This is a genomic window from Kineosporia sp. R_H_3 (genome assembly GCF_002198675.1).
Taxonomy (GTDB): domain Bacteria; phylum Actinomycetota; class Actinomycetes; order Actinomycetales; family Kineosporiaceae; genus R-H-3.
The window spans coordinates 24,996-35,629 of record NZ_MWLL01000147.1; the positions used below are offsets into that span (position 1 = coordinate 24,996).

Genomic DNA, 10,634 nt, shown 5'->3' on the forward strand with positions numbered 1-10,634 from the left:
GCCGACGGAAGATGCGATCTTGGCGATGCTTGCTCTCATGACCGCGTGGCTGACACCGGGGACGACCCTGCGGTCCGCGCCCTCGTGGCGCGGATCGCCGAGAACGACGACCCGGCGCAGGACGTCGCGCTGCGGCGCGAGCTCGCCGAGCGGTGCATGCCGATGGCGACGAGCGTCGCGCGCCGGTTCCGCAACCGCGGCGAGGCGTTCGACGAGCTCGTCCAGGTCGCGTGCCTCGGGCTCGTCAAGGCCACCCAGGGCTTCGACGCGCGCCGCGGCAAGGACTTCGTCGGCTACGCGATGCCGACGATCACCGGCGAGGTCAAGCGGCACTTCCGCGACCACGGCTGGCAGATCCGCCCGCCGCGACGGGTCCAGGAGCTGCGCTCGGACGTCGTCCGGACCGGCGAGGAGCTGACCCAGGAGCTCGGCCGCTCGCCCCGGATGTCGGAGATCGCCGCCCGGCTCGAGGTCGACGTCGACGAGGTCGCCGAGTGCCTCGCGAGCGGCGAGAGCTACCACCTGCGGTCGATCGACGCCCCCGTCACCGCGGGGGACGGGGAGGTCAGCATCGCCGACTCCGTCGGGGCGGCGGAGCCGCAGTACGACCTCGTCGAGGACATCGTCAGCCTGCGCGACGCGCTGGAGACCGTCGCCCCGCGGGAGCGCCGCATCCTCGCGCTGCGCTACTTCCACGACTTCACCCAGCAGCAGATCGCGCAGGAGGTCGGCGTGACCCAGATGCAGGTCTCCCGGCTCCTCACCCGCACCCACGAGCAGCTCCGGCGCGAGCTGGAGCAGAGCGGGCCGGAGTAGGCGGCGGGGTCTGGGAGCATGGTCGGCGCCGCCGGCCGGCGGCGCCGGACCGGGAGGGCCATGAACGGCACGCTGCTCGTCGCGGGCACGACGAGCGACGCCGGCAAGTCGGTCCTCACGGCGGGGATCTGCCGCTGGCTGCACCGGCGCGGGGTGCGGGTGGCACCGTTCAAGGCCCAGAACATGAGCAACAACTCCGCGGTCACCGCGGACGGCGCCGAGATCGGCCGCGCCCAGGCCGCCCAGGCCGCGGCGTGCGGGCTGCCGCCCGAGGCCGCGATGAACCCGGTGCTCCTCAAGCCGGGCAGCGACCGGGAGAGCCACGTCGTCCTCATGGGCCGCCCCTACGGGACGGCGGGCGCGGCGTCCTACCGCGGCCTGCGGGAGGTGCTGCGCCGGACGGCGCTCGACGCCTTCGACGACCTGCGCTCGCGGTTCGACGTCGTCGTCTGCGAGGGGGCGGGCAGCCCCGCCGAGATCAACCTGCGGGACGGCGACATCGCGAACATGGGCCTTGCGGACGCACGGGACGTCCCGACGGTCGTCGTCGGGGACATCGACCGCGGCGGCGTCTTCGCCGCGATGTTCGGCACCCTCGCCCTGCTCTCGCCGCGCGACCAGTCCCTCGTCGCGGGCTTCGTCGTCAACAAGTTCCGCGGCGACCCGGCACTGCTCGAGCCCGGGCTGCGGATGCTCGACCGGCTCACCGGCCGCCCGACGCTCGGCGTCCTGCCGTGGACGCCGGGCCTCGCCTTCGACCTCGAGGACAGCCTCTCGCTCGACACCTCGGCCGCCGACCCCGCGGCGGCCGGGCCGGCCGTGGGCGCGCAGACGCTGCGGGTGGCCGCCGTCCGGCTGCCGCGGACGAGCAACTCCACCGACGTCGAGGCGCTCGCCGTCGAGCCGGGCGTCGTCGTCCGCTGGACGACCTCCCCGGACGACGTCCGGGACGCCGACCTCGTCGTCCTGCCGGGCAGCCGGGCCACCGTGGCGGACCTGGCGTGGCTGCGCTCGAGCGGGGTCGCGGCCGCGGTCACCGACCGGGCCGCCCTGGGCCGCCCCGTGCTCGGCGTCTGCGGCGGCTACCAGATGCTCGCGCGGAGCATCACCGACGACGTCGAGTCCCGCACGGGCACCGTCGCCGGCCTCGGGCTGCTGCCCGTCGACGTCCGGTTCGCCGCCGAGAAGGTCGTGGGCCGCCCGGTGGGCGAGGCGTACGGCGAGCCCGTGACGACGGCGTACGAGATCCATCACGGCATCGGCAACGTCGACCCGGCGGCGCTGCGGCAGGGCACGGCACCGTTCCTCGACGGCTGCCGGTCCGGCGCGGTGTGGGGGACGACGTGGCACGGCGCGTGGGAGAGCGACGGCTTCCGCCGGGCGTTCCTCGCCGACGTCGCGGACCGGGCCGGCCGGGACTTCGTCCCGGCGCCCGGCACGAGCCTGGCCGCCGTCCGGGGCGCCCGGCTCGACGTCCTCGGCGACCTCGTCGCCGACCACCTCGACACCGCCGCCCTCGAGCGGCTCGTCGACAGGGGAGCGCCGGCGGGGCTGCCCTTCGTGCCGCCGGGCGCACCGGCCTGACCCGTCGGGCGGGAGCGGGCCGGAGCGGGCGGGACCTCAGGGGCAGTACATCCGGCCCGCGCCGCCGACGCGGCCGAAGGTGTGGTCGTCCAGCGGCTTGCCGCACAGGGTGCACGGCGCGGCCGGCGGCGGTGCCGCACCGGTGCCGCGCGCGTCGCCGACCTGGGCGCCGCCGTAGAAGCTCGCGCCGATCCGGTCGAGCGAGGCGGCCCAGCGGGCGAGGCGTCGCGCGAGGCGTCCGTCGCCGGCCATGACCGCCTCCTGCCCGCCGGGCGGGTGCCCGGGCCGTCACGGCCAGGCTATCCGCGGGCCGCGCGGAAGGGACGGGCGGGCCCCGGTGTTGGCCCGGAGGTGACCGACCTGCCGCGCGTCCCGCTGTCCGTCCTCGACCTGGCGCCCGTCGGTGCCGGCCGTACCCCGCACGACGCCGTCACGGCGACCCTCGAGCTCGCCCGGGCCGTCGAGGACCTCGGGTTCACCCGGTACTGGCTCGCCGAGCACCACAACATGCCGGGCATCGCGAGCTCGGCGCCGGCGGTCCTCATCGGGGCGGTCGCGGCGGCCACCCGGCGGATCCGGGTCGGCTCGGGCGGCGTCATGCTGCCGAACCACCCGCCGCTCGTCGTCGCCGAGCAGTTCGGCACCCTCGACGCGCTGCACCCGGGGCGGATCGACCTGGGCCTGGGCCGCGCACCCGGCACGGACGGCGCGACCGCCCGGGCGCTGCGGCGCAGCGTCGACCCGCTGTCGGCCGACGACTTCCCCGAGCAGCTCGCCGACCTCGTGGCGTTCCTCGACGGCGGGTTCCCGCCCGGCCACCCGTACGCGGCCATCCGCGCGGTGCCCGCGCCGGGCGGCCGGGTGCCGGTCTGGCTGCTCGGCTCGAGCGGCTACAGCGCCCAGGTCGCCGGTGCGCTCGGCCTGCCCTTCGCCTTCGCCCACCACTTCAGCGCCCGGAACACCCTGCCGGCGCTCGACCTCTACCGCAGCGCCTTCACCCCGTCGGCCGTGCTGGACCGGCCGTACGCGGTCGTCGCCGTGCAGGTGGTCCTCGCCGAGGACGACGAGCGGGCCCGGTTCCTCGCCGGCTCCGGGGCGCTGTCGTTCGTCCGGCTCGCCCAGGGCCGCCCGGGCCCGGTGCCCACCCCGGAGGAGGCCGCGGCGTACCCGTGGACGCCGTCCGAGCTCGCGATCGTCGCCGACCGGCTGGACGGGCAGGCCGTCGGCGGGCCCGGGACGGTCGGCCGGGTGCTCGCCGACCTGCTCGCCGCGAGCGCCGCCGACGAGCTCATGGTGACGACGATCGTCCACGACCCGGCGGAGCGGCTCGCGTCGTACCGGCGGCTGCACGCGCTGTTCGGCGGCGACCTGCCGCCGGGGCTCGGCGCGACCGGCGGGCGCGTCGCGGGCGAGCGGACGGGTGCGTCACCGATCGGCTGATCGCATGACAGGGGTCCAGAACCGGCTCAGATGTGCCGAAAGCCCGGGTACGGTCAGCTCGCACGCTCCGCCCGGACGCTCCTGCCGCCCGGGATGGCCCGGGACGTCGATGACCAGTGGGGCTCCTGCGTCGCGCGGTCTCCGCGCCGTCGCCGGAAGTCTGACGTCCGGGTCCGGTCCGCCGATGGGAACCTCGTGCACCTCAGCAGAACGACCGTCCCGGCCATGGCCGGGAGCAGGGCGCGGCCGTCGTCCCCGGCCGGCGTCCGGGCCGCGCTCGCGGCCGCCCCGCTGTGGGCCGGTCCCGTCGTGCTCGGCCTCGTCTGCGCGGCCGTCTACGTCACGACCGGCTCCGCGGCCCTGAGGTCGATGTCCATCCTCCTCGTCGCGGTCGTCGCCGTCGCCTCCATCCTCGCCGGGGCGTCGTTGCACGCCCCGGCCCAGCGGCTGTTCTGGCGGCTCATGGCCCTCGGGTCGGGGCTGTTCGTCATCGGTGCGCTCGTCCGGCCGTGGGCGGTCACGCAGCCGGGGGTGCTGGCGGCCGCCGCCGACCTGTTCACGCTCGCCGGCTACCTCGCGTGCGTCGGCGGCCTCCTGGGGATCGCCGGACCGCACGCCCGCTCGAACACCTTCGCCATGCTCGACGGTCTCGTCGCGGTCGTCGGGTGCGCCTGCGTCGTCGTGATCTTCCTCGGCCTCCCCGCCGCCGGCGTCGACGGCCGGCCGCTGTGGGTGTCCGTGCTGGCGGGGCTCTACCCGATGCTCGACATCGCCGTCGTCTTCGTCATCCTCCAGCTCGGGTTCACGTCCGCCGGTGGCACCGTGAGCTTCCGCGCGCTCACCGGGAGCCTGCTGTTCTTCCTCGTCGGGGACGTCGGGTACGCCTGGATCGGCGTCCGGGGGCAGCTCGTCGGCTCGCCCCTGCTCGACCTGCCGTACTTCGGCGCCTACACGCTCTTCGCCGTGGCGGCGCTGCACCCGACGATGACCCAGCTGACCTCCGCGGTGCCGCGCCCGGCCCAGGCCTGGTCCCGGCGCCGGCTCGCGCTGCTCGTCCCGGCCCTGTGCCTGCCGTCGATCACGGTGCTGCTGTCACCCGCGCAGACGCTGACGGCCCGTGCCGTCGAGGCGGCTGCCGGGCTCGTCGTCGCCGTGCTCGTCGTCCGCCGTGCGCTGTCCGCCGTCGAGCGGCACGTCGCGGCCCAGCAGACGCTGCTCCACCAGAGCACCCACGACGGCCTCACCGGCATGTTGAACCGGGTGGCCGCGACGGACGAGCTGGACCGGATCGCGGGGGGTGCCTCGGCCGGCGGGGGCGCGGTCTGGGCCGCGGTGCTCGACCTGGACCACTTCCGGCTCGTCAACGACACGTGGGGCTCGGCGGTCGGCGACCGGCTGCTCTCGGCGATGGCCGCCAGGCTCGCCACCGTCGCCACGGAGCACGCGTGCCCGCTGGTGGCCCGGCAGGGCGGCGACGAGTTCGTCTTCGCCGGTGCCGCGCCCTCACCCGGTGCCGCGACGCGCAGCGTCCTGCGGCTCGCCGCTGCGCTCCGCGAGACGGCCGCACAGCCCGTCCTCGTCGACGAGCTCGAGTTCGTGGTCAGCGTGTCGATCGGCGCCGCGGTCGGGCCCGGGCAGACGTCCGCGGTCGGCCTGCTCCGCAACGCCGACACCGCCCTGGGGCGGGCGAAGTTCGAGGGCCGGGACCGCTGCGTGCTCTACGACGAGGCGATGAGCGCCGTCGTCGCCAAGCGGCTGCGGCTGGGGACGGCGCTGCGCCGGGCCATCGAGCTCGAGGAGCTGGAGGTCTTCTACCAGCCGATCGTCCGGATCGACGGCGGCCGGGTGCAGGGCTGCGAGGCGCTGCTGCGCTGGACGCTCAAGGGGGAGGGGCCGGTGTCCCCGGCCGAGTTCATCCCGGTGGCCGAGGAGAGCGGGCTCGTCGTCGAGCTCGGCGCCTGGGTGCTCGAGCAGGCCGCGGCGACGACGATGCAGTGGCGGCGCTCCGGCGTCGTCGACAACGACTTCAGCGTCTCGGTCAACGTCTCGGCCCGCCAGCTCGTCGAGGGCGACTTCGTCGCCACCGTGCGCGACGTCCTCGAGCGGACCGGGCTGCCGGCCCGGTGCCTCGTCCTCGAGATCACCGAGTCGGTCATGCTGACCGACCCCGACACGTCCATCGCGCTGCTCGAGGAGCTGCGCCGCGGCGGCGTCCGGCTCTCGCTCGACGACTTCGGCACCGGGTACTCGTCGCTGTCCCACCTCGACCGGCTCCCCGTGCACACGGTGAAGCTCGACCGCAGCTTCGTCGCCGCGCTCGACGCCCCGAACGGCAACGCCGCGATCGTGCGCGCCGTCCAGGGCATCGCCGAGGCGCTCGGGCTCAGCGTGGTCGCCGAGGGCGTCGAGACGCCGGCCCAGCACTCGACGCTGCGTGCCCTGCGCATCGGGCTGGGTCAGGGCTGGCTCTGGGGGCCCGCCGTGAGCGCCTCGGACTTCGCGTCGAGGTGGAGCGTCTCGGCCGGCAACACCATCACGGCGCGCGCGGCGGCGGGCTCGACCGGGACGGTGAGGCCCTGGCCGGACGGCTGGGGCACCTCGTAGGCCCAGAACGTCTGGGCGTCGAGCCGGTGGAGCACCGACTCGGCCGAGACCACCCGCCCGAGGGTGCGGATGGACCGGGCCAGGCGCAGGGTCTCCTCGTTGAAGTCGCAGATGTCGACGCCGACGACGCCGCCGGTGACCGCGGCCCGGGCGCCCAGGGCCCTGATGAGCAGCGCCGAGACGGACGTGCGCCGGTAGTCCGGGTCGATGCCCAGGAAGCCCACGTACCAGACATGACCCGCTGCGTAGTGCTCCGGCCAGCGGGTCTGGAAGTACTCGGGCGAGATGAGCGGCACGGCCGAGAGGTCGTTCGTCAGGGTCGCCATGGCGACCACCCGGGAGCCGTCGACGGCCACGTACTTGTCCACCCGCGGGTCGGACATCACCTCGTCGAACTCGTGACGGTGCATGAGGTGCCGCTGGACCGCCCGCGCCCGCAGCGGCCCGAAGGCCCGCTCGTAGACCGCCCAGCACTCCTCCCGTGTCATGTCGTCGACCACGGTCAGCTCGTGAACCTCCACGATGATCCTCTTCTCGACAGTTCCGGTGGACGTTCGCTCACCGTAACTGTCCGCTTTCGAAGAGTCACACTTCTGGGGGTTCGTGTCCTCGTCAGGCCGCCGAGGCGGTCTCCGCACCCGCCAGGAGGAACCGCATCGCCTGCTCCTCGTCCCGGAAGGGTGCGGCCCGGTTGCCGCCGGCGACGGCGTTGAAGGTCCGCAGGCCCATGACCGCGACCGGGGGCAGGCCGAGGATCGCCATCTTCGTCCGCAGCGGGCGGTAGACCGTCCGCCCGAGGTCCATGGCGAGCCGGGCGTGCTCGACGCTGGGCAGCCGGGAGTCGTTGTGGACGAGCACCCGCACCCCCGGCGGCTCGGCCCGGATCACCTCGACGCTCTCGAGGAGCAGCGCCTGCGCCTGGGCGTCGTCCAACCCGCGGTAGTCCAGGACCAGGTACCGGACCCCGTTGCGTTCCTGCCACGCCCAGCCGCCGGACACCGTGCACCTCGTTCTGCTCGTGCCGGCGACCCTGCCGCGCCGACGGATGCTCTGTGTCGAGCATGGGGCCGCGCAGCGTTGCCGGCCATGCGCCGTCCGGGTGGTGCGGGGTCGGCGGACGGGTGGTCCTCAGGTGCCGCGGGCAGCCAGCCGGACGGCGACGAGCGCGACGTCGTCCTGCGGGGTGGGGTCGACGAGCCGGGACATGATCCGGTCGCAGAGGTCCTCGAGGCCCAGCAGGTGCGTGCCCGGGACGGCGAGCAGGTCGCCGAGGCGGGCGAGCCCGTCGTCGATCGACTGCCCCCGGCGCTCCACGAGCCCGTCGGTGTAGAGCAGCACGGTCGCGCCGGGGTCGAGGACCCGGCCGTGCTCGGTCCGCGGTGCGTCCGGCAGGACACCGAGCAGGAGGTCGTTCGCGGGGGTGGCCAGCTGGGCGACCGTGCCGTCCGCGCCGACGACGAGCGGCGGCGGGTGGCCGGCGTTCGCCCAGGTGAGGACCGTGGCGGACGGCTGCGGGCCGGCCGGCGGGGAGAGCCGCGCGACGACCGCGGTCGCCGTCGTCGACAGGTCCAGGCTCGTCATGGCCCGGTCGAGGCCGCGCAGGACGTCGGCCGGCCCGGTGCTCCCGGCGGCGCCGGTGAGGGCGATCCCGCGCAGCATCGACCGGACCTGGCCCATCGCGGCGGCGGCCTCGGTGTCGTGGCCCAGGACGTCGCCGATCGCGATGACGCTCGAGCCGTCGGACTGGAGGAAGAAGTCGTACCAGTCGCCGCCCACCTGGGCGGACTCGGCGGCCGCGACGTACCGGACGGCGACCTGCAGGTGCTCCGGCTGGGCGGGCTCGGTGAGGAGCGAGCGCTGCAGGCCCTCGGCGAGCCGGCGCTGCCGGCGGTACAGCCGCGTGTTGTCCAGCGCCAGCCCGGCACGGCCGGCGACGTGCGCGGCGGTGACGAGGGCGTCGTCCGGGAAGGGGCCGTGCCCGGCGTCCCGGCAGAGGCTGAGGATGCCGACCGCGCCGCTCGAGCCGATGAGGGGCAGGACGACGACGGCGTCCGGCGCCAGCTGCGCCATGAGGTCCCGGGAGCGTCCGGGGCCGAGCATCCGCATGACCTCGGCTCCCGCGTCGTGCTGGATGACCTGCGGCTCGCCGCCCTCCATGGCGCCGGCGACGACGGTCAGGTCGGGCAGGTGGGGGAGCCGGGAGACGGCGTACTCCTGGACCAGCGCGGACAGCGCCGGGTCGCGGTGCGCCGAGGCGACCTCGACGAGCCCGCGCCGGGACCCGGCGATGCCCTCGTCGCCCGTCAGGGTGACGACCGCCCAGTCCGCGAGGTCGGCGACGAGCAGCCGGGCCAGCCGGCGGGCCGCCTCGCCGGGGTCCACCGTGCCGAGCAGCTGCTCCATGACGTGACCGAGGAGCCGGCCGCGGCGGGCCTCCTGGTCGGCCTGCTCCTGCAGCCGCCGGCGCGCGGTGATGTCGAGGAAGGAGACCGCGACGCCGTCGAGGTTGCGCCAGGCCCGGACCTCGTACCAGGCGTCGAGCGGGGCCGGGTAGTGGGCGTCGAACGACGTGGGCTCGCCCGTCGACATGGTGCGCCGGTAGCTCGACTCGAAGACCGAGCCGACGGCGGCCGGGAACAGGGCCCACACGACCGCGCCGACGAGCCGCTCCCGGGCCAGCCCCAGCAGGTGCTCGGCCTCGCTGTTGACGTACGTGAACCGCCAGTCGGGGTCGAGGGTGAAGAACGCCGTCGACATCGACTCCAGGACGCGTTCGAGCTGGACCTGGCCCTCGCGCCGCGCCGTCATGTCGTACGCGGCGCCGAGCAGGCGGGCGGCGCGGCCGTCCACGCCGGCGAGCGCCCGGCCGCGGGCGCCGAGATAGCGCACCTGCCCGTCCGGGAGCACGATGCGGTACTCGGTGTCGAGGATCCCGACGGCGTCGACGGCGGCGGCGATCTCCGCGGAGACCCGGTCGACGTCCTCCGGGTGCAGCCGGGCCGTGAACCCCGCGATCGTCTCGTCGAACGCGCCGGCCTCGTAGCCGAACATCGTCAGGAGGCGCTCGTCCCAGAGCAGCCGGCCCGTCGTGAGGTCCCAGTCGAACGTGCCGATCCCGCCGGCCTCGACGGCCAGCTCCGAGAGCACCCGACGGGCCTCGGCATCGGTCAGGGGGGCGACGGGTTCCCCCGCGGGGGAGCTCTCGTCGCGCACGTCGCTCGACATCCTCAGCGAACTCCAGCAGTCAGGCCCACCAGGACACGAAGTGGCGCACCGCGGCCGCCGCTGCTCGACAGGACACGTCCGTGCACACCTAACCACGCCCGGATCACCGCCGTCGACCGCCTCCCGTACACCCGGCGACGGGACGTTTGGATCCGTCCGGTCGGGGTACTACCTGCTCCGGGCGACCGCAGACATCGGTCGCCGACGAGCGGTGGGAGAAGCCGGCATGAGCGCCGTCGGCGCAGGCGGGACGTGTCCGGAGTGCGGCGCGACCCTGACCGATCTCGGGTTCGTCGACGAGGAGGCCGGTCCCCGGCTCCTCGGGTGCGCCACGTGCGGCAACGCCGTGGTGAGCACGCGGGACGAGCCCGCGGGCTGACCGGTCAGCGGCCGGCGAGGTCGGCCGGGTCGACCAGGCGGACGCCGACGCCGCGGGCGCTGTGGAGGTAGCGGGGTTCGGCGGCGGTCTCGCCGAGCTTGCGGCGCAGCCAGGAGAGGTGGACGTCGACGGTGCGGTCGCCGCCGCCGTAGGGCTGGCGCCAGACCTCGGCGAGCAGGTCGCGTTTGGTGACGACCTCGCCGGCGCGTTGGGCGAGGGCGAGCAGGAGGTCGAACTCCTTGCGGGAGAGCTCGAGGGTGCGGGTGTCGAGGGTGGCGGTGCGGGTGCGGGCGTCGACGACGAGGCCGCCGACGGTGATGGGGGCGTCGGTGCGGGCGTTGCCGCTGCGGCGCAGGACGGCGCGGATGCGGGCGTCGAGGTGGTCGGCGCCGAAGGGTTTGACGACGAAGTCGTCGGCGCCGGCGTCGAGGGCCTTGACGACGTCGGCGTCGTCCTCGCGGGCGGTGACGATGATGACGGGGACGTCGCTGACGGAGCGGAGCATGGGCAGGACCTGGAGGCCGTCGACGTCGGGCAGGCCGAGGTCGAGCAGGACGACGTCGGGGCGGTCGTCGATGACCGCCTG

9 protein-coding genes are annotated in these 10,634 nt (G+C 75.2%); 5 read left to right on the forward strand and 4 right to left on the reverse strand.

Annotated features, from left to right (window positions below):
* The first annotated feature begins 45 nt into the window (after positions 1 to 45).
* Positions 46 to 816: a SigB/SigF/SigG family RNA polymerase sigma factor gene (locus ECOMGDLI_RS14930; protein ID WP_158221010.1), complete on the forward strand. Its 771-nt coding sequence runs from the start codon at positions 46 to 48 to the stop codon at positions 814 to 816.
* A 60-nt stretch (positions 817 to 876) separates the two neighbouring features.
* Entirely contained in the window at positions 877 to 2,400 is a 1,524-nt protein-coding gene (locus ECOMGDLI_RS14935; protein ID WP_088317623.1) for a cobyric acid synthase, read from the forward strand.
* A gap of 36 nt (positions 2,401 to 2,436) precedes the next feature.
* On the opposite strand, the gene ECOMGDLI_RS14940 is transcribed toward ECOMGDLI_RS14935, so the two are convergent.
* Positions 2,437 to 2,652 carry a hypothetical protein gene (locus ECOMGDLI_RS14940; protein WP_088317611.1) on the reverse strand — a complete coding sequence of 72 codons (216 nt, stop codon included), beginning with the start codon at positions 2,650 to 2,652 and terminating at the stop codon, positions 2,437 to 2,439.
* A 99-nt stretch (positions 2,653 to 2,751) separates the two neighbouring features.
* Here ECOMGDLI_RS14940 and ECOMGDLI_RS14945 point away from each other — a divergent pair, with 99 nt between their 5' ends.
* Positions 2,752 to 3,840: an LLM class flavin-dependent oxidoreductase gene (locus ECOMGDLI_RS14945; protein ID WP_233153462.1), complete on the forward strand. Its 1,089-nt coding sequence runs from the start codon at positions 2,752 to 2,754 to the stop codon at positions 3,838 to 3,840.
* A 225-nt stretch (positions 3,841 to 4,065) separates the two neighbouring features.
* The gene (locus tag ECOMGDLI_RS14950) at positions 4,066 to 6,444 is read left to right on the forward strand and encodes a bifunctional diguanylate cyclase/phosphodiesterase (protein ID WP_088317612.1); all 2,379 of its coding nucleotides are present in this window, start codon (positions 4,066 to 4,068) and stop codon (positions 6,442 to 6,444) included.
* A 612-nt stretch (positions 6,445 to 7,056) separates the two neighbouring features.
* On the opposite strand, the gene ECOMGDLI_RS14955 is transcribed toward ECOMGDLI_RS14950, so the two are convergent.
* Positions 7,057 to 7,443 carry a hypothetical protein gene (locus tag ECOMGDLI_RS14955; RefSeq protein WP_088317613.1) on the reverse strand — a complete coding sequence of 129 codons (387 nt, stop codon included), beginning with the start codon at positions 7,441 to 7,443 and terminating at the stop codon, positions 7,057 to 7,059.
* Positions 7,444 to 7,572: 129 nt separating this feature from the next.
* Positions 7,573 to 9,657, reverse strand: coding sequence for a GAF domain-containing SpoIIE family protein phosphatase (locus ECOMGDLI_RS14960; RefSeq protein ID WP_198954877.1), 2,085 nt, complete (start codon positions 9,655 to 9,657; stop codon positions 7,573 to 7,575).
* Positions 9,658 to 9,895: 238 nt separating this feature from the next.
* On the opposite strand from ECOMGDLI_RS14960, the gene ECOMGDLI_RS34660 reads away from it, so the two are divergent.
* The gene (locus ECOMGDLI_RS34660; RefSeq protein WP_158221011.1) at positions 9,896 to 10,048 is read left to right on the forward strand and encodes a hypothetical protein; all 153 of its coding nucleotides are present in this window, start codon (positions 9,896 to 9,898) and stop codon (positions 10,046 to 10,048) included.
* A gap of 4 nt (positions 10,049 to 10,052) precedes the next feature.
* On the opposite strand, the gene ECOMGDLI_RS14965 is transcribed toward ECOMGDLI_RS34660, so the two are convergent.
* Positions 10,053 to 10,634: response regulator transcription factor (locus ECOMGDLI_RS14965; protein WP_088317615.1), on the reverse strand; the 582-nt coding region annotated here is incomplete at its 5' end.

Bases quoted from the DNA above. Each gene is read 5' to 3' on its own strand.
- ECOMGDLI_RS14940 (WP_088317611.1), bottom strand. From the start codon at position 2,652: ATGGCCGGCGACGGACGCCTCGCGCGACGCCTCGCCCGCTGGGCCGCC.
- ECOMGDLI_RS14935 (WP_088317623.1), top strand. From the start codon at position 877: ATGAACGGCACGCTGCTCGTCGCGGGCACGACGAGCGACGCCGGCAAG.
- ECOMGDLI_RS14950 (WP_088317612.1), top strand. From the start codon at position 4,066: ATGGCCGGGAGCAGGGCGCGGCCGTCGTCCCCGGCCGGCGTCCGGGCC.
- ECOMGDLI_RS34660 (WP_158221011.1), top strand. From the start codon at position 9,896: ATGAGCGCCGTCGGCGCAGGCGGGACGTGTCCGGAGTGCGGCGCGACC.